The organism is Pseudomonas flavescens (assembly GCF_013408425.1).
In the GTDB taxonomy this organism is placed as follows: Bacteria; Pseudomonadota; Gammaproteobacteria; order Pseudomonadales; family Pseudomonadaceae; genus Aquipseudomonas; species Aquipseudomonas fulva_A.
Genome location: NZ_JACBYV010000001.1, coordinates 4,734,243 through 4,755,229, shown reverse-complemented (window position 1 = coordinate 4,755,229; position 20,987 = coordinate 4,734,243). Strand labels below are relative to the sequence as shown.

The 20,987-nt window shown below is 64.0% G+C and carries 19 protein-coding genes; 13 read left to right on the top strand and 6 right to left on the bottom strand.

The genetic code is table 11. The features are described from left to right. Window positions 1-182: 182 nt before the first annotated feature. On the top strand, window positions 183-1,577 hold the full coding sequence (locus tag FHR27_RS21255) for a purine-cytosine permease family protein (RefSeq protein WP_179539485.1): 1,395 nt from the start codon (window positions 183-185) through the stop codon (window positions 1,575-1,577). Between the two features lie 105 nt (window positions 1,578-1,682). Here FHR27_RS21255 and FHR27_RS21250 read toward each other — a convergent pair whose 3' ends face one another. After that, on the bottom strand, window positions 1,683-2,306 hold the full coding sequence (locus FHR27_RS21250; RefSeq protein ID WP_042553450.1) for a LuxR C-terminal-related transcriptional regulator: 624 nt from the start codon (window positions 2,304-2,306) through the stop codon (window positions 1,683-1,685). Window positions 2,307-2,510: 204 nt separating this feature from the next. Here FHR27_RS21250 and FHR27_RS21245 point away from each other — a divergent pair, with 204 nt between their 5' ends. The 11 genes from FHR27_RS21245 (at window position 2,511) to FHR27_RS21195 (ending at window position 14,834) form a co-directional block, all read left to right on the top strand. Then, complete coding sequence (locus FHR27_RS21245; RefSeq protein WP_179539484.1) at window positions 2,511-3,038, top strand: dimethylamine monooxygenase subunit DmmA family protein; 528 nt, start codon at window positions 2,511-2,513, stop codon at window positions 3,036-3,038. After that, the gene (locus FHR27_RS21240; protein WP_179539483.1) at window positions 3,035-3,961 is read left to right on the top strand and encodes a PDR/VanB family oxidoreductase; all 927 of its coding nucleotides are present in this window, start codon (window positions 3,035-3,037) and stop codon (window positions 3,959-3,961) included. Before FHR27_RS21245 ends, FHR27_RS21240 begins: the two co-directional genes overlap by 4 nt. A gap of 15 nt (window positions 3,962-3,976) precedes the next feature. Continuing rightward, a complete protein-coding gene (locus FHR27_RS21235) occupies window positions 3,977-4,993 on the top strand; it encodes a heme-dependent oxidative N-demethylase family protein (protein ID WP_179539482.1) in 1,017 nt (338 codons plus the stop codon). Between the two features lie 26 nt (window positions 4,994-5,019). Further along, entirely contained in the window at window positions 5,020-6,150 is a 1,131-nt protein-coding gene (locus tag FHR27_RS21230; RefSeq protein ID WP_179539481.1) for an aminomethyltransferase family protein, read from the top strand. Window positions 6,151-6,229: 79 nt separating this feature from the next. Then, window positions 6,230-7,600 (top strand): flavin-containing monooxygenase, encoded by a 1,371-nt coding sequence (locus tag FHR27_RS21225; protein ID WP_179539480.1) that lies wholly within the window; start codon window positions 6,230-6,232, stop codon window positions 7,598-7,600. 9 nt (window positions 7,601-7,609) lie between these two features. Then, window positions 7,610-9,955, top strand: coding sequence for a DUF1989 domain-containing protein (locus FHR27_RS21220; protein WP_179539479.1), 2,346 nt, complete (start codon window positions 7,610-7,612; stop codon window positions 9,953-9,955). 62 nt (window positions 9,956-10,017) lie between these two features. After that, complete coding sequence (locus FHR27_RS27105) at window positions 10,018-11,037, top strand: methyl-accepting chemotaxis protein (RefSeq protein WP_179539478.1); 1,020 nt, start codon at window positions 10,018-10,020, stop codon at window positions 11,035-11,037. A gap of 180 nt (window positions 11,038-11,217) precedes the next feature. After that, a complete protein-coding gene (locus FHR27_RS21210; RefSeq protein WP_179539477.1) occupies window positions 11,218-12,588 on the top strand; it encodes an ammonium transporter in 1,371 nt (456 codons plus the stop codon). Window positions 12,589-12,636: 48 nt separating this feature from the next. After that, complete coding sequence (locus FHR27_RS21205) at window positions 12,637-12,816, top strand: hypothetical protein (protein ID WP_042553459.1); 180 nt, start codon at window positions 12,637-12,639, stop codon at window positions 12,814-12,816. A 348-nt stretch (window positions 12,817-13,164) separates the two neighbouring features. Further along, window positions 13,165-14,484 carry an ammonium transporter gene (locus FHR27_RS21200; protein ID WP_179539476.1) on the top strand — a complete coding sequence of 440 codons (1,320 nt, stop codon included), beginning with the start codon at window positions 13,165-13,167 and terminating at the stop codon, window positions 14,482-14,484. Between the two features lie 11 nt (window positions 14,485-14,495). Next, window positions 14,496-14,834 carry a P-II family nitrogen regulator gene (locus FHR27_RS21195; RefSeq protein ID WP_179539475.1) on the top strand — a complete coding sequence of 113 codons (339 nt, stop codon included), beginning with the start codon at window positions 14,496-14,498 and terminating at the stop codon, window positions 14,832-14,834. Between the two features lie 150 nt (window positions 14,835-14,984). On the opposite strand, the gene FHR27_RS21190 is transcribed toward FHR27_RS21195, so the two are convergent. The 5 genes from FHR27_RS21190 to glnT form a co-directional block, all read right to left on the bottom strand. Further along, window positions 14,985-15,320, bottom strand: coding sequence for a DMT family transporter (locus tag FHR27_RS21190; protein WP_042553462.1), 336 nt, complete (start codon window positions 15,318-15,320; stop codon window positions 14,985-14,987). Between the two features lie 120 nt (window positions 15,321-15,440). Next, a complete protein-coding gene (locus FHR27_RS21185; RefSeq protein WP_042553463.1) occupies window positions 15,441-16,763 on the bottom strand; it encodes an FMN-binding glutamate synthase family protein in 1,323 nt (440 codons plus the stop codon). 14 nt (window positions 16,764-16,777) lie between these two features. Then, entirely contained in the window at window positions 16,778-17,461 is a 684-nt protein-coding gene (locus FHR27_RS21180; RefSeq protein ID WP_042553464.1) for a protein glxC, read from the bottom strand. Between the two features lie 12 nt (window positions 17,462-17,473). Further along, on the bottom strand, window positions 17,474-18,379 hold the full coding sequence (locus FHR27_RS21175) for a class II glutamine amidotransferase (RefSeq protein ID WP_042553465.1): 906 nt from the start codon (window positions 18,377-18,379) through the stop codon (window positions 17,474-17,476). 72 nt (window positions 18,380-18,451) lie between these two features. After that, on the bottom strand, window positions 18,452-19,786 hold the full coding sequence (glnT, locus tag FHR27_RS21170; RefSeq protein ID WP_042553466.1) for a type III glutamate--ammonia ligase: 1,335 nt from the start codon (window positions 19,784-19,786) through the stop codon (window positions 18,452-18,454). 245 nt (window positions 19,787-20,031) lie between these two features. Here glnT and FHR27_RS21165 point away from each other — a divergent pair, with 245 nt between their 5' ends. Continuing rightward, entirely contained in the window at window positions 20,032-20,631 is a 600-nt protein-coding gene (locus FHR27_RS21165; protein ID WP_042553467.1) for a helix-turn-helix domain-containing protein, read from the top strand. Window positions 20,632-20,987 lie beyond the last annotated feature (356 nt).

Genomic DNA, 20,987 nt, shown 5'->3' with positions numbered 1-20,987 from the left:
TTTTCCCATGGTGTCCCGCACAACCTTGCTGCTCTACCCCTGCCCGTTCTCCCCCGTCTGCGGGCTCTCCCGCGACAGGCGCAGCTGACCCGCTCAGCCGCAACCACCCACGCATCCCCTCCGGCTCTGCCCCGTTCACGCGGAGCAGCGTGCCGTCGCCAATTTGCGCAGGAGAGCAGTCCATGTCCCAGCAAGAGCTCATCGAAAGCAACAGCGTTGGCCAGGTCGCCGATGCCGATCGTCACGGCCGTGTCCGTGATCTGTTCACCCTCTGGTTCAGCACCAATATCGCGCCGCTGCCCATCGTCACCGGCGCCATGGCCGTGCAGGTGTTCCATCTCAGCCTTGGCTGGGCGATCTGCGCCATTCTGGTCGGCCACCTGCTCGGCGGCATCGTGCTCGGTCTGGCTTCGGCGCAGGGCCCGCAAATGGGCTTGCCGCAGATGTTGCAGAGCCGCGGCCAGTTCGGCCGTTACGGCGCCCTGCTGGTGGTGGTGATCGCCGCGGTGCTGTACATCGGTTTTTTCATCTCCAACTGCGTGCTGGCCGGCAAGTCGATCCATACCGTGGCGCCGGATCTGCCGCTGCCTGCCGCGGTGCTGATCGGTGCCTGCGCCGCAACGCTGATCGGCATCCTGGGCTACAACTTCATCCACACCCTCAACCGCATCGGCACCTGGGTAATGGGTATCGGCCTGCTCGCCGGGTTCATCGCGCTGTTCGCCAACGGCCTGCCAGCGGATTTCGCCAGCCGTGGCGGCTTCAACCTCGCCGGCTGGCTGGCGATGGCCTCGCTGGGCGCCATCTGGCAGATCTCCTTCGCGCCCTACACCTCGGACTACTCGCGCTACCTGCCGAAAAACGTGGGTATCTGGAAACCCTTCATCGCCACCTATACAGGCGCCGTTCTCGGTACCTCGCTGTGCTTCGTGTTCGGCACACTGGTGGCGCTGTCGGTGAGCGCGGACACCGATACCATGGACGCGGTCAAGCAGAGCACCGGGGTATTCGGCCCGGTACTCATGGTGCTGTTCATCCTCAGCATCATCAGCCACAACGCCCTGAACCTGTACGGTGCGGTATTGGCACTGATCACCTCGGTACAAACCTTCGCCGCCGACTGGGCACCCAGCCGTCAGGCCCGGGTAGCGCTTTCGGCAATTTTGCTGGTGGCCTGCTGCGTGGTCGCGGTCAGCGCGCCTGCGGACTTCATCTCGCGCTTCATGCAGCTGATCCTGGCGATGATGATCGTGCTGGTGCCCTGGGCGGTGATCAATCTCGCCGACTTCTACCTGGTGCAGAAACAGCGCTACCACATCCCTTCACTGTTCGACGCCACTGGCGGCATCTACGGGCGCTTCAACCCCAACGCGGTGAGCGCCTACGCCGTGGGCATCCTGGTGCAGCTGCCGTTCGCGGTCACGCCGATCTACACCGGGCCGATGGCCAGCAAGCTCGATGGCGCCGACCTGTCCTGGCTGGTGGCGATCGTCGTTACCCTGCCGCTGTACCTGCTGCTGTCACGTCGCGACACGGTGTACCGGCGCAAGCAGATATCCACCCTGTCGCGCGCCTGACGCTGGCGGCCAAGCCAGGCTACCGGGCTGATCCGGGAAAACAGATAGCGGCATGAGAAAGCCCCCGCCCTCGAGCGGGGGCTTTCGTTTCGGGTCAACGGCTATTCAGCCTGCCACCTCGAAGATCGCACCTTCCACGCCTAGCACCTCGCCAGTGGCCGAATACACGCCAACCCCCGTCTCGCAGACCTCCTTGATTCGCCCATCGGCGCAGCAGATGCGGTAACGCAGGTGAAAGGGCTCGTGCTTGAGCAAGGCGCATTGCACGCAATACCAGACGTAATCGGCGTACTCGGCCAGGATCAGTGAGCCGAAGCTGTGAGCGGGATCGCGGGTCAGGTATTCGGCGCAGTAGCCGGTCAGTTGCAGGCAGCCTTCGCTGACGTAATCCATGTACCAGGTGCGGGCGTTGTCGCCGCGATAGATCAGCACCGGCAGATCGTTGATCAACCCTGCGACACCCCCTGCCCCAACGCTGACCTGGGTACCGGCCGAGGCCTTGCCAGTGTGCCGATGCACCCAGCTGGCCAGCTCCAGACGCGAGTGCAGGTGAAACTTGCGCAGCAGGCTGCGCACGTAGATTTTCACCGTGCCGTCGCTGATGCCCAGCTCGCGGGCGATCTGCTTGTTGCTGTTGCCCGCAGCGATCAGCTGCAGGGTCTGCTCCTCACGTTCGGTCAGCGCGTTCGACGCTGCCGCGGGAGCCGGGGCGAAACCGGCTGCACGCATGTTCTCCTCCCCGTCTTCTGCGGTGTTGGGCCACTACCGACAGCAACTTCCATGCCTCGACCAGGGCGACTACCCCTTTAGGCATACCTCCTCAGGTGGATTGAGCGCGCAGGCGTGGCAGGAAATTATCTTGCCTACAGAGAAACACCAGCCATGCACCAACATATGACCTGACCGCTTCAATCCAGAGCAACAAGGATCGCCATGACCCGCACAGCCGAGCTGCATCCCTTCAGCGTGCCGCGATACCCCAGCAGCGACCCTACCCAGCGGGTGACCCTTCAGCTCCTGGTCACCCAGGACGCCGGTCAGCAACGACAGGCGCAATTGCTGGCCCGTATCGACGCCAGCGAGCTCTGCCACCTGGCGCTGCCGCAGTACGCCGACGAAGCCGCGCTGGGCGAGGCGCTGGGCACGCTGTTGAGCGAAGCCAGGGTCGGGGTGCACCTCGAGCTGCACGGCGACGAAGCCTTCATCTGGTCGCTGCGCGGTGTGGCACGAGCAGCCGGTCTGCTGGCCGAAGAGATCACCCTGCATTGCAGCGAAAGCGGCCGACGCATGCTGTTCTGCGTGCATTGCGCCAGCCTGCAGGTGGGCACATCCGCCGATCTGCAAGCCTGCAGCCACTGCGCTGTGCTGCTGGAAGTGCGCCGGCATTTCTCCGAGCGCCTGGGTGCCTACCTCGGCGTCTGTGCGGATGCCGACCAGCCCTATGCGCAGGCCCGACCATGACCGCCTTCGAGGTGCGGGTCGGTGAGCCCCGGATGATCACCCCGGTGATCCGCGAGCTGTCGCTCCAGCCCTTGAGTGGCACGCTGCCGGCCTTTTCCGCTGGCAGCCACGTGCAGGTGCACCTGCCGAACGGCAAGCGCAACGCCTACTCGTTGCTCAGCGACCCGAGCGACACCAGCCACTACCGGATCGCCGTGCGCCAGCAGGCGCAATCACGGGGCGGCTCGCGCTATGTGCATGAACAGTTGCAGACCGGCGATCGGTTGCGGATCTCGCCGCCGGCCAACCTCTTTGCGCTACACAGCACGGCGCGCCTGCACGTGCTGATCGCCGCGGGTATCGGCATCACTCCGTTCCTTGCCTATAGCACCGAACTGCTGCGCCGCGGCGACGCTTTCGAACTGCATTACGCCTACCGCACCGGGGTTAGCGATGCCTACGTGGAGACCCTCCGCGAGCGGCTGGGCAAGCGCCTGCACGTTTACGAAAGCGGCAGCCGACGTCTCGACCTGGGCCAGTTGCTGAGCCATCGCCCGCTCGGCACTCACGTCTACGCCTGCGGCCCGCAATCACTGCTCGATGCCCTGCGCGAACAGAGCCTGGCGCTCGGCTGGCCAGCGGCGCGGGTGCACTGGGAAGCCTTCGCCGCGCCGGAGCCGGGCGTGCCCTTCATGGTGGAACTGGCGCGCAGTGGCCGTCAGGTGGCTGTCGGCGCCGAGCAAAGCCTGCTCGAAGCCTTGGAGGGTGCGGGCGTGGAGCTGCCCAACCTGTGCCGCGGCGGGGTCTGCGGCCAGTGCCAGACGCCCTACCTGAAAGGCGACGTGGAGCACCGCGACCTGTTTCTCGCCACCGCCGAGCGCGCCACCAGCCTGATGCCCTGCGTCTCGCGTGGCTGCGGCAGCCCGATCCTGCTGGATATCTGATACCGGAGACGTGCCATGACCCTGATCTTCAAACCGGCAGAGACCTACCGGGACGACTTCAGCTTCCGCAACAGCCCGGCCGCCATCGCCCGGTTCCCGTTTCCGTTCCCGGAAGACGCCTACATGTACTCGGTGAACATCGAGCCAGCGGTGTCGCGCGATCCGGGCTCGGTGTTCGAGCACTGCTTCGATGTGGACGAACATTACCTGTCGGAGATGGCCGAGCGCGCCCGCGTTCTGGAGCGCGACCCCGAGCGCTGCCTGGTGATGCCGCACATGGCCCAGGCCGCCTGGGATCTGCTGGAAATGCTGATGCAGCAGCTGGCCGCTGACTACCCGCAGCACTTCCAGCTTGACCGCAACGGCACGGCCTGGCGCTGGCGCAACCTGGCCATGGGCATCGATCAGCACTTCACCTTTGGCGCTGCCGACAGCCTGCCGTGCGAGCCGCTGGAATACATCACCCGGCAGATGCAGGGCGATTTCGCGGTGCTCGACCAGCGTGACGGCGACCTGTTCATGGACGCCGGCATGGTCACCTGCCCGGCCGACTGGTCGCTGCGTTTCGACGCCGGCATGAGCTTCAAACAGTGGCACTCGCCCGTACCGATGGCCAACCAGATGGGCATCTTCGAACGCGCCCTGAAGTTTCTGCTGAACATTCAGGTCGGCCACCCGGTGCGCCGACTGAATTGGACGCTGACCATCAACCCACGCCTGGACACCTCGCCGGAGACCTTTCACGAATGGGGCAGCGACCGCGGCTCGGTCACCCCGGACAACGTCGGCCGCCTGGTGCACCTGCGCGTGGAGCTGCAGCTGATGGCCCGCCTGCCGCGCTCCAACGCCGTACTGTTCAGCATCCGCACCTACCTGATCAGCATGGAAGAACTGGTCAGCAACCCGGCCTGGGCGCGCCGCCTGCACCGCGTGCTGCGCGACCTGCCGGATGCCATCGCCGACTACAAGGGCATGACCCGCTACCGCCAGACCCTGGTGGACTGGCTGCGCCAGTTCGACTCCGAAGCCTGACCCGATCACTACACGAGGATTTTCCCATGGCCAACTCATGGCGCATCAGCGCCCTGCGCGAACGCCACCTGGCGCTTGGTTCGAACCTGGAAGACTGGAACGGCATGGGCACCGCCTGGACCTATGCCAGCGATCTGGCCGACCATCATGAGTCGATCCGCACCCGCGCCGGGCTGATGGACGTCTCGGGCCTGAAGAAGGTGCATTACGTCGGCCCCCACGCCGAAAGCCTGCTCGACTACGCCACCACCCGCGACATGGCCAAGCTCTATCCCGGCAAGTCGGTGTACGCCTGCCTGCTCGACGAGGACGGCACCTTCATCGACGACTGCATCGTCTATCGCACCGGCCCCAACGCCTTCATGGTGGTGCACGGCGCCGGTACCGGCTACGAGATGCTGATCCGCTCGGCACAGGGTCGTCAGGTCGCTGTTCTGTTCGACGACGACCTCCACGACCTGTCCCTGCAAGGCCCGGCAGCCGTGGATTTTCTCGCCGAGCACGTACCCGGCATCGGCGAGCTGCCCTACTTCCATCACCTGCAGACCCGGCTGTTCGACCGCCCGGTGATGATCTCGCGCACCGGCTACACCGGCGAGCGCGGTTACGAGATCTTCTGCAAGGCCGCCGATGCGCCGCTGATCTGGGACGGCATCCTGGAAAAAGGCCAGGGCCACGGCATCATCCCCTGCGCCTTCACCGCCCTGGACTGGCTACGCGTGGAGAGCTACCTGCTGTTCTTCCCCTATGACAACTCGCAGATGTATCCCTTCGCCGACCAGAAGGCCGGCGACACGCTGTGGGAGCTGGGCCTGGACTTCACCGTGTCGCCCGGCAAGCGCGACTTCCGGGGTGCCGCCGAGCACTACCGGCGCCAGGGCCAGGAACGCTTCAGGATCTTCGGTGTGCTGCTCGATGGCGAGCAAGCCGCCGAGGGGGGCGACAGCCTCTGGCACGAAGGGCGTCAGGTCGGCCTGATCACCTGCGCCATGTACTCGCGCCTGAGCGGACGCTCCATGGCCATCGCCCGGGTCGAACCCGATATCGCCGAGCAGGGCGTGCCGCTGCAGGTGCGCGGCAGCCTGGAGGTGAGCGCCATCGCCCATACGCTGCCCTTCGACGACCCCGAGAAGAAGAAACGTACCGCCAAGGGCTGATAAACCCGCTCCGGCTCGCTCCCAGGCGTTGCAGGGGAGCACCGAGCATCGCCACGCCTCGCCAACCGGAGAACCGAACATGAACCAACGAGTCGCCATCATCGGCGCCGGCCCGTGCGGCCTGGCCCAGTTGCGAGCCTTCCAGTCCGCCCAGGCCGATGGTGCGCAAATTCCCGAGCTGGTCTGCTTCGAGAAGCAGCCCGACTGGGGCGGCATGTGGAACTACACCTGGCGCACCGGCCTGGACGAGCACGGCGAGCCGGTGCACGGCAGCATGTACCGCTATCTGTGGTCGAACGGGCCGAAGGAGTGCCTGGAGTTCGCCGACTACAGCTTCGACGAGCATTTCGGCCGGCCCATGGGCTCCTACCCACCACGCGAGGTGCTCTGGGACTACATCAAGGGACGCGTCGAGAAAGCCGGCGTGCGGCCTTCCATCCGCTTCGATACCGTGGTGCGCGACGTCACCTTCGACGCCGCCAGCGAGCTGTTCACGGTCACCGCCCACGATCATCTGCATGACCGCACCTACAGCGAAACCTTCGACTACGTGGTGGTCGCCAGCGGCCACTTTTCCACACCCAACGTGCCTGACTTTCCCGGTTTCGAGCGCTTCGCCGGACGCGTTTTGCACGCCCACGACTTTCGCGACGCTCTGGAATTCAAGGGCAAGGACGTGCTCATCGTCGGCGCCAGCTATTCGGCCGAAGACATCGGCTCGCAGTGCTACAAGTACGGTGCCCGTTCCATCACCAGTTGCTACCGCAGCGCGCCGATGGGCTACAAATGGCCGGCCAACTGGGAGGAGCGCCCACTGCTCAGCCACGTGCAGGGCAGCACCGCGTTCTTCGCAGACGGCAGTTGCAAGCACATCGACGCCATCATCCTGTGCACCGGCTATAAGCACCACTTCCCCTTTCTGCCGGAAGCGCTGCGCCTGAAAACAGGCAATCGCTTGTGGCCGCTGAACCTCTACAAGGGTGTGTTCTGGGAGCAGAACCCGCGGCTGATCTACCTCGGCATGCAGGATCAGTGGTACAGCTTCAACATGTTCGACGCCCAGGCCTGGTACGCCCGCGACGTGATTCTCGGGCGCATCGCCCTGCCCGCCGCCGAGGGCATGCACGCTGAAAACCTGGCCTGGCGCCAGGAAGAGGAGACGCTGGAAAGCGCCCAGCAGATGTTCGAATTCCAGGGCGAATACATCCGCCAGTTGATCGCCGCAACCGACTACCCGAGCTTCGACATCGCCGAGGTCAACGCCACCTTCCTGCAGTGGAAGAAAGACAAGTACGACAACATCATGGGCTACCGCGACAAGTGCTATCGCTCACTGATCACCGGCACCCTGGCCACGCCGCATCACACCCCCTGGCTGGAGGCCCTGGATGATTCGCTGAGTGCCTACCTGGCCGACGCACCCACCGACCGCCTGAAGTCCGCCAGCTGAGGCGCTGCCATGAACCTGCCTGTGACAAGCCGCCCACTGGAGCCGGCGCTGTTCGCCCGCGCCGCAGACCTGGAACGCCACCGCGTGGCTCCTGGCGGGCTGACGGTGTTGACCCTGGAGCCGGGGGATCGCCTGGAAGTGATCGACCTCGAGGGCGACCAGCCTGCCGAACTGCTGGCCTTCACCGAGGATGGCCGCGAAGCGCTGGCGGCACTGGGCCTGCAAGCCAGCGCTGGTGCCGATGCCATCACCCACCTGCTGCACGATGGCAGCCGCGAGTCGATTCACGTCAGCAACGGGCTCACTCGTCGTGGTGTGGACTGTCGCCGCCTGCCGGCCGCCGCCCGGCTGTGGCCCGCCGCCACACCCGCAGGCTTCAGCCGCGAATTATTGGCCAGCGCTGCGCTGTGCGTGATCGTCGCCGCCCCTGGTGGGCGTAGCGCAGTGCACAGCCAGCAACGCGCCAGTGAACTCCGCGTGCTGCTGCATCGCGCCAACCCGCGCAGGCTCTGGGTGCCGCCACTTCCCGCGCCGCTGGGTGAGGTGATCGACGAATTCACCATCCACCCCGGCAGCGCACGCGACTACCTCGTCGCAGCCGGGCAGTTCGTCCAGGTGATCGACGTTGCCGGGCGCCAGTGTTCGGATTTCGTCGCCTTCGACCGCGCCGGCCTGGATGCCGGACGCGAGATCGACCTCGACCCCACCGTCACCCGGACCCTGAACGGCAACGCCTACCCGGGGCCGGGCCTGTTCAGCCGCTTCTACGACCGCGACATGCAAGCCATGCTGGAGGTGGTGCGCGATACCGTCGGCCGCCACGATACCTTCGCGCTGGCCTGTGCGGCGCGCTACTACGAGGCGCACGGCTACTTCGGCCACGCCAACTGCAGCGACAACATCAGCCGCGCCATGGCCGCTCACGGCGTAGACCCGCGCGCCGGCTGGCCGGCGATCAATTTCTTCTACAACACCGCCATCGACGCGCACCAGCACCTGACGCTGGACGAACCCTGGTCGCGCCCTGGCGATTACGTCCTGCTCAAGGCGCTGACCGATCTGGTCTGCGCCAGCAGTTCCTGCCCGGACGACATCGACCCCGCCAATGGCTGGCAGCCCACCGATATCCATATCCGCGTGTATTCCGAGAAGGAGCGTTTCAGTCTCGCCATGGCCACTCGAAAAACAGCAGATGCCGATCCGGTGCTGACCCGCGAAAGCGGCTTTCACGCCGGTACCTCGGCCCTCACCCGGCAGTTCGCCGACTACCGGGGCTTCTGGACACCGACCCGCTTCGATGGCTACGGCGCCACCGAGGAATACCACGGCTGCCGCGAACGCGTGGCGGTGATGGACCTTTCCGCGCTACGCAAATTCGAGGTGCTCGGGCCTGACGCCGAAGCGCTGCTCGACCACTGCCTGACCCGCGACGTGCGCAAGCTGGCGGTCGGTCAGGTGGTGTATTCGGCGATGTGCTTCGAGCACGGCGGCATGCTCGACGACGGCACCCTGCTGCGCCTCGGCGCCGATGCGTTTCGCTGGATCGGTGGCGAGGACTACGCCGGCATCTGGCTGCGTGAACAGGCCGCAAAACTGGGCATGAAGGTGTGGATAAAGAGCGCCTCCGAGCAGATCCACAACGTCGCGGTGCAGGGCCCGCTGAGCCGCCAACTGCTCGCGCAGATGATCTGGACGCCCGGCACCCAGCCAGCGCTGGAAGAGCTGGGCTGGTTCCGCTTTCTGGTCGGCCGCCTGGATGACTACAACGGCCCCCCCGTGATGGTGTCGCGCACCGGCTATACCGGCGAGCTGGGCTATGAAATCTGGTGCCATCCGCACGATGCGCTGCAGGTGTGGCAACGCCTGTGGCAGCTCGGTGAACCCCTGGGCCTGGTACCGCTCGGTCTCGAAGCGCTGGACATGCTGCGTATCGAAGCCGGGCTGATCTTCGCCGGTTACGAATTCGACGACCAGACCGATCCGTTCGAGGCCGGCATTGGCTTCTGTGTGCCACTCAGGAGCAAGGCGGCGGATTTCATCGGCCGCGATGCGCTGGCAAGGCGCAGCGCAGCACCCCGCCACAAGCTGGTCGGCCTGCAGCTGGAAGGCAACGAAACCGCGGCCCACGGCGACGGCGTATACAGCGGCCGGGCCCGTGTCGGCGTGATCACCAGTGCCACGCGCTCACCACTGCTGGGCCGCAACATCGCCCTGTGTCGCCTGGATGTTGGCTACTGCGAGCCGGGTACCGCCGTCGAGATAGGCAAGCTCGATGGCCAGCAGAAGCGCATTCGCGCCCAGGTCGGCGCCAGCACCGTCGCCTACGACCCGGACAAGAGCAGGGTACGGGCATAACCGAACCGCTTGTGGAAAGAGAATTGCTTGGTGATGGCCATTCGATCTCACGGAGGTGGCCCATGTGGTTCAGCAATGCATCCCGAAACCTGGCCGATGAACTCAGCCAGTGGCTCAACCGTCTGTTCGACGGCCAGCCCAGCGCGGCTGCCGCACAGCCTCATCTGCAGCGCGACGCTCGGCTGTTCAGCAGCCTGCAGCGGCTGCAGCGCGACTGGGACGAATTGCAGCGCATTCGCCAGCAGGCCGAATGCCAGGCGCCGCCGCCCTGTAGTGCAGAGGAGTACGCCGCACTCCGGGAAGACCTCGCCGAGGCCCGGGCGCAGATCGACGAACTCCTCCACGCCCGTGACGACAGCCAGCGGCGTCTGCACGAGCTGGAAGCCGAGCGCGCCCATTGGGACGAAGAACGCCAGGTCTGGGAACTGACCAAACGCACCCTGACCGAAGGCAGCTGGGCGATGAACGTGGTGGGCGGCGACCCCGACCATCCGCAGAACCTGATTCGCTGGTCAGAGCAGTTCCGCGAGCTGATCGGCTACAGCGCCCAGGAATTTCCCGATGGCTGGGACAGCTATTTCAAGGTGGTCAACGCCGATGACCTGAAACAGGTCATGCAGGCCTTCAATGCCTCGATGGTCGACACCGGCGGTGATGGCTTCTACGCCGTCGAATACCGCATGCGCCACAAGACCCGTGGCGAGGTGTGGTACCGCGAACGCGGCCGCTGCCTGCGCGATGCCCAGGGCCGCCTGCTGTATGTCACCGGCGCCGTACGCGAGATCAGCGACGAGAAGACCGCCGCCACGCTGCACCAGCGCGAACAAGCCAACATCCAGGCCACCTACACGCAGATCGCTCAGGTCGCCGGGGGGATTCGCAGCATTGCCGAGCAGACCAACCTGCTGGCCCTCAACGCCGCCATCGAAGCGGCACGGGCCGGCGATCAGGGTCGCGGCTTCGCCGTGGTCGCCGACGAAGTGCGCAATCTGGCGCGACGCACCCAGGAATCGGTGCAGCAGATTCAAGGCATGCTGCAGAAGGAGCGCTCGGGCGAACCAACTTCAGGCAACAAGCCATGAACATGAACTGAAAAAGTGCAGAAAAAGAGGCTAACGCCCGCGATAAGCCCAGCCATGGCCATTACTGATGGCACACTCATTGCTTTCTCAAAAAGAAATTTTGTTTATCAAAGATAAAGCTTTCGACTCGACCTGCCTGCGCACCACTTATTCCAATAAACCGCTTTCGAGGATTCAGTGATGGAAGAACAGAAGACCCCGCCTACGCTCGAAGAGCTGCAGGCCCTGATCGAAATGACCAACACCCTGAACATGGAGATGTTCTATTGGTGGTGTACCGCGTTGATGATCTGCATTCACGCAGGCTTTCTGTCTTACGAGATCGGCGCTTCGCGCCTGAAGAACGCCCTGGCGGCGGGCGTGAAGAACATCCTCGCGTTCGGCTTCATCGTGCCCAGCGTGTTCCTGCTCGGCTGGGCGGTCTACAACGCCTTCCCCGATGGCCTGGTACCGCGCATGGACGCCCTGATGGCCGGCATGCCGTGGAGCCAATCCATGGGCCCGAACATCCAGGACAACGCCACCGGTATTTTCTGGGGTGCATTCGCGCTGTTCGCCGCCACCACGGGTTCGATTCTTTCCGGGGCGATCATCGAGCGCGCGCGGATGAGCGCATTCATCATCATGACCATCGTGCTCGGCGGCTTTCTCTGGCTGCTGGCGGCGGCCTGGGGCTGGCACCCGGAAGGCTGGCTGACCGTCAAATGGGGCTACCATGACGTCGGCGCAGCGGGCGTGGTGCACATGATCGCCGGCTTCTTCGCCCTTGGCGTGCTGATCAACCTCGGTGCACGCATCGGCCGCTTCAACCCGGACGGCAGCGCCAACGCCATCGTCGGCCACAGCATGCCGATGAGCGTGGTCGGCCTGATGCTGATCATCGTCGGCTTCTTCGGCTTCCTCGGCGGCTGCATCATCTACAACTCGGGCGCTCAGTGGATCAACATCTACGGCCAGCCGACCAACCTCTCCGCCTTCTCCTTCAATACCCTGATGGGTTTCGCCGGCGGCCTGATCGGTGCCTACCTGACCACCCGCGAACCCTACTGGATGATGTCCGGTGGTCTGGTCGGCATCATCTCGGTGGCGCCCGGCCTGGACCTCTACCACCCCGGGCTGGCCTACCTCATCGGCATGGGCGTTTCCGCCCTGGCGCCGCTGGTCAACAACCTGCTGCTCAAGTTCAAGCTGGACGATGCCGTCGGCGCGTTCGCCGTGCACGGCTTCGGCGGTTTCGCCGGTCTGCTGATCAGCGGCATCTTCCTGGCCGGTTACCCGAACGTGAACGGCATGCCGGAGATCAGTTTCTTCGGCCAGCTCGGCGGCGCACTGGTGATGGCCGCGCTGGGCTTCTTCCCCGGCTACGGCATCTCCTACGCCCTCAACAAGGCCGGCATCCTGCGCGTGCCGGCGCATGCCGAGGAACGTGGCCTCGACCTGACCGAAGTGCCGGCCCAGGCCTATCCGGAGTGGAGCAGCATGTACGGGCAGAGCAGTACGGTGGGTGGCAACGCCGCACAGCCGCCACTGACCGCCGCCCCCGCCAAATGACCCCTGGCCGGCCGCAAGGGCGGCCGGCTCATCCCGAGGAGTATCGCCATGAGCATCACCACCTACGAAGGTGCCAGCGCTGTATTCACCTTCGCCGACAAACCCGCCATCCTGATCTTCATCAGCTTTCTGGTCGCCGCCGTCAGCCTCTACGCGCTGATCGCGACCATCATTCACGAGAAACACAGCTACGCACTGCCTGATGAAGAACTCGACAAGCTGAAATAACCCTTCGACCGGCGGCAACCGCCGCCGGTCATCCCTCGCAGCACGCCCTTGCTCTGCCCACTAAGTAGCAGCCCCACACCTTGCGCACCAGGACAATGCACGGCGCGCACCTCAGGTATTCCGCGGCCCTCAGCCAACATGTAACAAATTGTTTTGAGCTCAGTGGGTTAGCTGAAACAGCTCGGCGCGCAACGATTCTGGCAGGCCTATTGCTTTACCAGAGGGGAAGTTAATTGCCCCACAGGAATATATGTCGGTGCTTCTGCGCTGACCTTCCGCGGGGCAGCAGATCCGGTTCGCCACCGACAGCGGCCGGTTCAATCCCCCGTCGGTTGGAGGCAACAGGCAATGGTTCGGTGTTCACAGATAGGCCGCAGTATGTTGGTTTTTCCTCTGGTGCTCGCCAGCGCCGCCGCTCTCGCCGACGAGGCGGCAGCGCCGATCGACAGCGGCGACACGGCGTTCGTGGCGCTCTGCTCGCTGGTGGTACTGCTGATGACCCTCCCGGGCCTGGCGCTGTTCTATGGCGGTATGGCACGAACCAAGAACGTCCTCTCGGTTCTCATGCAGGTGTTCTGCACCGCATCGCTGATGTCGGTGCTGTTCGCGATCTACGGCTACAGCCTGACCTTCACCAACGGCGGCTCGCTGCACGCGGTGATCGGTGGCCTGGACAAGCTGTTCATGGCCGGCATCACCAAGGACTCGGTAGTCGGCACCATCCCGGAGTATCTGTACTTCCTGTTCATGCTGCTGTTCGCGGCCATTACCCCGGCGATCATCGTCGGCGGGTTCGCCGAGCGCATGAAGTTCGCCGCGGTGATGGTGTTCATGGCCGTGTGGCTGACCATCAACTACATCCCCATGGCACACATGGCCTGGGGCGGTGGCTGGGTGTTCGATCTCGGCGTGCAGGACTTCGCTGGCGGCAATGTGGTGCACCTCAACGTCGGTATCGCCGCACTGGTGGGTGCCTGGCTGCTGGGCCGCCGTCGCGGTTTCGGCACGCCGTCGCTGACGCCGCACAACATGACCATGACCCTTACCGGCGGCTCCTTGCTGTGGGTGGGCTGGCTGGGCTTCTGCGGCGGCTGCGCACTGGCCGCCAACGGCTACGCCATGCTGGTGATGGTCAACACCATGCTCGCCAGTTGCGCAGGCGCATTGGGCTGGATGATCGTGGAATGGCGACACCGTGGCCGGCCGAGCCTGTTCGGCGCGCTGTCCGGGGCCATTGCCGGCCTGGTGGCCGTCACCCCGGCCTGCGGCTTCGTAGGGCCGATGGGCGCCATCCTGCTGGGCTTCATCGCAGGCCCGGTGTGCGTCTGGTCGGTAGAAAAGCTCAAGCCGATGATCGGCCTGGACGATGCCTTCGACGTGTTCGGCGTGCATGGCGTCGCGGGCATCCTCGGCGGCCTGCTGACTCCCGTGTTCGCGCTTGCCGCCATTGGCGGCCAGGGCTTCATCGAAGGCCGCGGCCTGCTCGACCAGCTGCTGGTCAACGGCGGTGCCATCCTGTTCAGCATTGTCTTCTCGGCCATCACCAGCCTGATCGCTTACAAGATTGCCGACGCAGTCTGCGGTGGGCTGCGCGTGGACGAGGAAACCGAGGTTGATGGCCTCGATCTCTCCGCCCATGGCGAAGTCGGCTACAAGTACTCGAACTGAGGGTCACAGCGATGAAACTGATCACCGCGATCATCAAGCCCTTCCTGCTCGACGCCGTGCGTGAAGCGCTCACCGACGTTGGCGTCAACGGCGTCACGGCCACCGAAGCCAGGGGCTACGGCCGACAGAAAGGGCACACGGAGGTCTACCGGGGCGCCGAATACGAGGTGCAACTGCTGCCCAAGATCAAGCTGGAAATGGTGGTGTCGGACGACCTCTGTCAACACGCCGTGGACGTCATCCTGAAAACCGCCCGCACCGGCAAGATCGGCGATGGCAAGGTATTCATCCAGAACCTGGAAAGCATCGTACGGATCAGAACCGGCGAACTGGACGACGCCGCCCTCTGAGCCTGCCAGCCGCACCCGGAGCACGCTCTGGGTCGGCTGACGGCCAGCACCTCTTCGACGAACCTGGGTGCTGAACGACACAACCCGATGGCACACGTGCGCAGCCAATTCGCTCAGGGCTGGCGCCTGGGCGAATCGATCGCCCCGGGCTCAGCCCACCGGACTGAACAGCTTCAGGCCGGCCACTCCACAGATGATCAGCACCAGGCAAACGAGTCGCGCCAGCGTAGCGGGTTCGTTGAGGTAGACGATGCCGTAGATCGCCGTGCCGACCGCACCGATACCGACCCACACGGCATAGGCGGTGCCCATTGGCAGGTAGCGGGCCGAGAGCGCCAGCAGGTACATGCTCAGGGCGATGAAGACGATGCAGTAAAGGCTCGGCCAAAGCCGCGTGAAGCCCTGGGTACGAGGAATGGCGGAGGCGTACATCACTTCGCAGATGCCGGCGGCGAGCAGTGTCATCCAGGCCCAGGATGCAGTCATTCGAATTCCCTTCCACTACGCGAAACAGGCCGTGTGAAAAACCGGCCGGTCGAACGCGGAGTTTTTCACACAGCCTGAGGAAAGCCGGCCCCCCAGAGAGAGGCCGGCCGACGGATGCTATCAGTAACCCTGCCCAGGCACCCAGCTGGTGCCAGCCAGCGGCACCCGTGCCATGGCTGCGGACTCCACGGTCAGCGCCACCAGGTCCTCGGGATCGAGGTTGTGCAGGTGCGACTTGCCACAGGCACGGGCCATGGTCTGGGCTTCCAGCACCAGCACACGCAAGTAATTGGCCAGGCGGCGGCCACCTTCGACCGGATCGAGGCGCTTGGACAATTCCGGATCCTGGGTGGTGATACCGGCCGGGTCGCGGCCGTTCTGCCAGTCATCGTAGAAACCGGCGGCTGAACCGATCTTCTTCAGCTCCTCGTCCAGGCGTGGGTGGTTGTCGCCCAACGCGATCAGCGCTGCCGTCCCGATGGCCACGGCATCGGCGCCCAGTGCCATGGCCTTGGCCACGTCGGCACCGTTGCGGATGCCGCCAGAGACGATCAGTTGAACCTTGCGGTGCATGCCCATTTCCTGCAGCGCCTGCACGGCTTGCGGAATGGCCGGCAGAATCGGGATACCGACGTGCTCGATGAACACTTCCTGAGTCGCTGCGGTGCCCCCCTGCATGCCGTCGAGGACGATCACGTCAGCACCGGCCTTCACCGCCAGCTTGACGTCGTAGTAAGGGCGGCTGGCACCGATCTTCACGTAGATGGGTTTTTCCCAGTCGGTGATTTCACGCAACTCGGCGATCTTGATCGCCAGGTCGTCCGGCCCCGTCCAGTCGGGGTGGCGACAGGCGCTGCGCTGGTCCACGCCAATCGGCAGGGTACGCATGCCCGCCACGCGCTCGGTGACCTTCATGCCGAGCAACATGCCGCCGCCGCCGGGCTTGGCACCCTGGCCGAGGACGATCTCGATGGCGTCGGCCTTGCGCAGGTCGTCGGGGTTCATGCCGTAGCGCGACGGCAGGTACTGATAGACCAGATGCTGGGACTGGCCGCGCTCTTCCGGCGTCATGCCGCCGTCGCCGGTGGTGGTGCTGGTACCGGCGATACTGGCGCCACGGCCCAGGGCTTCCTTGGCATTGGCCGACAGCGCGCCGAAGCTCATGCCGGCGATGGTTACCGGAATCTTCAGGTGCAGCGGCTTCTTGGCGAAACGGTTGCCGAGAATGACGTCGGTGCCGCACTTCTCGCGGTAACCCTCCAGCGGGTAGCGCGACACGCTGGCGCCGAGCAGCAGCAGGTCGTCGAAGTGCGGCAGCTTGCGCTTGGTACCACCACCGCGAATGTCGTAGATACCGGTTTCGGCGGCGCGCTGGATTTCCTGGATGGTCAGACGATCGAAGGTGGCCGACTCGCGCAGCACGGGGGGTTGTTTATCGCTCATGATGAGGCTCCTGATCAGTACGCGCTGGCGTTATCGACTTTGAAGTTGTACAGCTGGCGAGCCGAGCCGTAGCGTTTGAAATCGGCGGCGTTTTCCTTGAAGCCGGCGCGATTGAGCAGCGCTTGCAGCTCTTCCAGGTGCTCCGGGCGCATCTCTTTCTCGATGCAGTCGGAGCCCAGCGATTCCACGCTGCCTTTGACGAAAATCTTGGTCTCGTACAACGAATCGCCCAGCGCATCGCCAGCATCACCACATACGACCAAGCGCCCGGCCTGGCCCATGAAGCAGCTCATGTGGCCAATGCTGCCGCCGACCACGATGTCGATGCCCTTCATGGAAATGCCGCAACGTGCGCCGGCATCGCCCTCGATCACCAGCAGGCCGCCATGAGCCGTCGCACCGGCGGCCTGGGAAGCGCTGCCTTTGACACGTACATAGCCGCTCATCATGTTCTCGGCGCAGCCCACACCGACGTTGCCGTGTACGGTGATCGAGGCTTTCTGGTTCATGCCCGCGCAGTAGTAGCCGGCATGCCCCTGGATATCGATGGACACCGCTTCGTTGACGCCGACGGCGAGGTTATGCGCGCCATTGGCGTGGGTGACCACCCACTCGCGGTCCTGCACATTGTTGACCTGGTCATGCAGCGCCTGGTTGAGGTCACGCACGGTTGCTACGGATAGATCGATGGTTTTCATGCTGCGTGCTCCTTAGGCCGACTCGCGTTCCCAGATGTACATAGTGGCGGGAACCGGTTCCCAGACCCTGGCCTTGTCGATACCCGGCAGGCTGGACAGCGCCTGGTATTCGGAGGCCATGGCGACGTAGTCATCGGTCTCGGCGAGGATCGCCGGCTTGCAGGCGATCGGGTCGCGGATCACCGCAAAGCCGTTGCGGGTGCCGATGGCGAAGGTGAAGAAGCCGTCGAGGGCCTCCAGTGAGTTGTCCAGGGCCTGTTTCAGGGAGTCACCCTGCTGCAGACGCCAGGCCAGGTAACCGGCAGCGACCTCGGTATCGTTCTCGGTTTCGAAATGAATGCCTTCGCGGCGCAGTTCCTGACGCAGGCGGAAGTGGTTGGACAGCGAGCCGTTATGCACCAGGCACAGGTCGGCACCGGTCGAGAACGGGTGGCTGCCCTCCATGGTCACGGCACTTTCGGTGGCCATGCGGGTGTGGCCGATGATGTGGCTGCCCTTCATCGAAGCCAGGCCGAAGCGCTCGGAAATTTCTCTGGGCAAGCCCATGCCCTTGAGGATCTCGATGCTCTGCCCGGCACTCATGATGCGCACGGTCGGCGCCAGCTCGTTCAACACAGCGCGTACGGTGGCTTCTTCGGCCTTGATCTTGAGCACGATGGCGCTGGCGTTCTGAAACCAGTCCAGCTCGGCACCGAGCTTTTCCTTCACGGCGCTCACCAGGGCGGTGAAGTCGTAGCCCTCCGTGGTGGCCTGCAGGGTCAGCTTGACCCAGCCATCGGCCACTTCATCGCCATAGATGGCGAAGCCGGCGCTGTCCGGGCCGCGGTCGGTCATGGCCTCGAGCATCGGTTCGAACAGCTTGCCGAGCTGCGCTTCCAGCTGCGGATTTTTCAGGTAAAGCCCCACGATTCCACACATAGCTAAAAACTCCTGGGCAGAAGGCGCCCTACCCACGGACGGGCGCCGGAAACGGTTGAAGAGAAGGTCGGATCAGAAGAATTCGGTGTAGCGCTTGATCTCCCAGTCGGAGACGTGGCGGCTGTATTCCACCCACTCCATGCGCTTGAGCTTGATGAACTCACCGACGATCTCCTTGCCCATGACTTCGGCAAACAGCGGGTCGGCCTCCAGCGCATCGCAGGCTTCCTTGAGCGACTGCGGCAGGGTCTTGATGCCTCTCGCGGCAATGGCTTCCAGGCCGAGCGAGTAGAGGTTTTCGTTACAGATCTGATCGGGCATCAGTTGCCGGTCGATACCGTCCAGCCCGGCAGCGATGATCGCGGCGCTGACCAGATAAGGATTGCAGCCGGCATCCGGCAGGCGGAATTCCAGGCGACCATAGGGCACACGCACCATCGCCGAGCGGTTGTTGGCACCAAAGGCGATGAAGGCCGGCGCCCAGGTGGCGCCGGACAACGAGTTGCCGACCACCAGACGTTTGTAGGAATTCACCGTCGGCGCGGCGAAGGCGCACAGCGCCGGGCCGTGAGCCAGCAAGCCGGCGGCGAAGTGATAAGCGAGTTTCGACAGGCCCATGCCGTTCTTGTCGCTGGCATCGAAGAACAGGTTCTTGCTCTCGGCACTGGCGATGGAAAGGTGGAAGTGCATGCCGTTGCCCGCGCGCTTCGGATCCGGTTTGGGCATGAACGAGCAGATCATGCCCAGATCGTTGGCGATTTCGCCGGCCGCCATGCGGAAGAAGGTGAAGCGGTCAGCCGACTCCATGGCGTCGCTGTAGGTGTAATTGATCTCGAACTGGCCGTTGGCGTCTTCGTGGTCGATCTGATAGATGTCGAAGCCGACCGGCTGCAGCGCCTCCGTCAGCTTTTCCAGAAACTCGCGAGAGCGCGACAAGCCTTTGTAGTCGTAGCATGGCTTGTCGAGGTTATCGCTGGCGTCGACCAACTGCAGGGTGCCGTTGGCGTCACGGCGCATCAGGTTGAACTCGGGTTCCAGGCCGGTATTGAGCGTCCAGCCGCGCGCCTCGAGGCGCTCCACCTGCTGCTGCAGAACATAGCGGCTGTCGTAAGGCCAGGGCTCGCCATCGACGTGCCCGATGCACACCACCCGGCCGTAACCCGGCTGCCACGGCACGGGAATCAAGGTCGACAGGTCGCCTTTGGCCATGAAGTCAGGCCCATGGGGCTCCATACCCATGCCGCAGATGGCGAAGCCAGCGAACCCTGCCCCAGCTTCCGCCACCGCTTCGAGGCCCGACACCGGCACCGACTTGGTCTTGGCCGAGCCGTGGATATCCACGAACTGGGCAAGCACATACTTGATCGCATGTTTCTCGATGATCTGCTGGGTTTCACTTGGCAACATCATGTGCCTCCTGTCGACTCTATGATTATTCCGATTAGGAAATTAACTTTCCCAATAAGAATGCAATCAACTTGCCAATCTTGAGCACATCACGCGCGACCCAGCTGCCGTGCGGGTTTTCTTCTATCCACAGAGGAAAAATGCTTTCATAGCAGGAATCTCACACCGCCCGGCGTGCACCGTTGCGAAGCAGCCTGATCATTCCTGGTGCGAATTTATTATTCATAATTAGAAAATGGCCCTGCATGAGCAAATCAACAGAAACGCCGCCCCGTCTGAAACTGGAGCAATACCTCGGCATGCAGATCCGCCGTCAGCGCCAGGCTCAGGAACTGAAGATCGCCGAAGTCGCGCGCATCGCCGGCATCAGCCAGGGCATGCTCAGCAAGATCGAGAACGCTCAGGTATCCACCAGCCTCGATACCCTGAGTCGACTGTGCGATGTGCTGGGCATGCCGATGTCCAAACTGTTCAGCCAATACGACCAGCAGGGCAGCGGCGCGCTGCTGGTGAAGGCCGACGAAGGCCTGGAAGTAGTGCGTCGTGGTACCGAGAAAGGTCACACCTACCACCTGCTGAACCATACCCGCGGGCCGAAGAAGAGCTTCGAGGCCTATATGGTCAGCATGGACGATGCCAGCGAGGAGTTTCCCACCTTCTCTCACCCGGGCACCGAGTTCCTGCACCTGCTCGAAGGTGAACTGGTCTATCGCCACGGCAACCAGCTCTACCCCATGCAGGCCGGCGACAGCCTGACCTTCGACGCTGAAGTTCCCCACGGCCCGGAACAGCTGGTGCAGGTGCCGATCCGCCTGCTGTCGATCATGAACTACGGCAAGGAGTGAAGGCCGGGTTCATTCGGCGGCTATGTGGCGATAGCAGCCTTTCGTAGTCGGGGGACAATTGGTGGGCTAAAGCCCACCCTACGGCTAGATGCGCGGCTGTAGGGTGGGCTTCAGCCCACCAAACCGAAGGTCCGCTATCGCCTTTAAACAGCTCACGTCGCACTCAACGCCCTTCTTACAGCGCGCCCTCCAGGTCGAACAGAGCTGGCTGGTGGCGTCATACCTCTTTCCGTTTTCTCGCCTCAGAGACGAACCCGCGACCTGGCTGCGGACTGCCGCCGGGAACGGCGATGACGTCCTCGCCATTATCCTCGCGACCACATCCTATAAATTCCTGTGGGGATAAATAAATTCCC

Excerpts from the sequence above, each read along its gene's own strand:
- FHR27_RS21210 (WP_179539477.1), top strand. The coding sequence starts at position 11,218 with ATGGAAGAACAGAAGACCCCGCCTACGCTCGAAGAGCTGCAGGCCCTG.
- FHR27_RS21240 (WP_179539483.1), top strand. The coding sequence starts at position 3,035 with ATGACCGCCTTCGAGGTGCGGGTCGGTGAGCCCCGGATGATCACCCCG.
- FHR27_RS21165 (WP_042553467.1), top strand. The coding sequence starts at position 20,032 with ATGAGCAAATCAACAGAAACGCCGCCCCGTCTGAAACTGGAGCAATAC.
- FHR27_RS21190 (WP_042553462.1), bottom strand. The coding sequence starts at position 15,320 with ATGACTGCATCCTGGGCCTGGATGACACTGCTCGCCGCCGGCATCTGC.
- FHR27_RS21185 (WP_042553463.1), bottom strand. The coding sequence starts at position 16,763 with ATGAGCGATAAACAACCCCCCGTGCTGCGCGAGTCGGCCACCTTCGAT.
- glnT (WP_042553466.1), bottom strand. The coding sequence starts at position 19,786 with ATGTTGCCAAGTGAAACCCAGCAGATCATCGAGAAACATGCGATCAAG.
- FHR27_RS21180 (WP_042553464.1), bottom strand. The coding sequence starts at position 17,461 with ATGAAAACCATCGATCTATCCGTAGCAACCGTGCGTGACCTCAACCAG.
- FHR27_RS21230 (WP_179539481.1), top strand. The coding sequence starts at position 5,020 with ATGGCCAACTCATGGCGCATCAGCGCCCTGCGCGAACGCCACCTGGCG.
- FHR27_RS21255 (WP_179539485.1), top strand. The coding sequence starts at position 183 with ATGTCCCAGCAAGAGCTCATCGAAAGCAACAGCGTTGGCCAGGTCGCC.
- FHR27_RS21200 (WP_179539476.1), top strand. The coding sequence starts at position 13,165 with ATGGTTCGGTGTTCACAGATAGGCCGCAGTATGTTGGTTTTTCCTCTG.
- FHR27_RS21245 (WP_179539484.1), top strand. The coding sequence starts at position 2,511 with ATGACCCGCACAGCCGAGCTGCATCCCTTCAGCGTGCCGCGATACCCC.
- FHR27_RS21225 (WP_179539480.1), top strand. The coding sequence starts at position 6,230 with ATGAACCAACGAGTCGCCATCATCGGCGCCGGCCCGTGCGGCCTGGCC.
- FHR27_RS21235 (WP_179539482.1), top strand. The coding sequence starts at position 3,977 with ATGACCCTGATCTTCAAACCGGCAGAGACCTACCGGGACGACTTCAGC.
- FHR27_RS21220 (WP_179539479.1), top strand. The coding sequence starts at position 7,610 with ATGAACCTGCCTGTGACAAGCCGCCCACTGGAGCCGGCGCTGTTCGCC.
- FHR27_RS21205 (WP_042553459.1), top strand. The coding sequence starts at position 12,637 with ATGAGCATCACCACCTACGAAGGTGCCAGCGCTGTATTCACCTTCGCC.
- FHR27_RS27105 (WP_179539478.1), top strand. The coding sequence starts at position 10,018 with ATGTGGTTCAGCAATGCATCCCGAAACCTGGCCGATGAACTCAGCCAG.
- FHR27_RS21195 (WP_179539475.1), top strand. The coding sequence starts at position 14,496 with ATGAAACTGATCACCGCGATCATCAAGCCCTTCCTGCTCGACGCCGTG.
- FHR27_RS21175 (WP_042553465.1), bottom strand. The coding sequence starts at position 18,379 with ATGTGTGGAATCGTGGGGCTTTACCTGAAAAATCCGCAGCTGGAAGCG.
- FHR27_RS21250 (WP_042553450.1), bottom strand. The coding sequence starts at position 2,306 with ATGCGTGCAGCCGGTTTCGCCCCGGCTCCCGCGGCAGCGTCGAACGCG.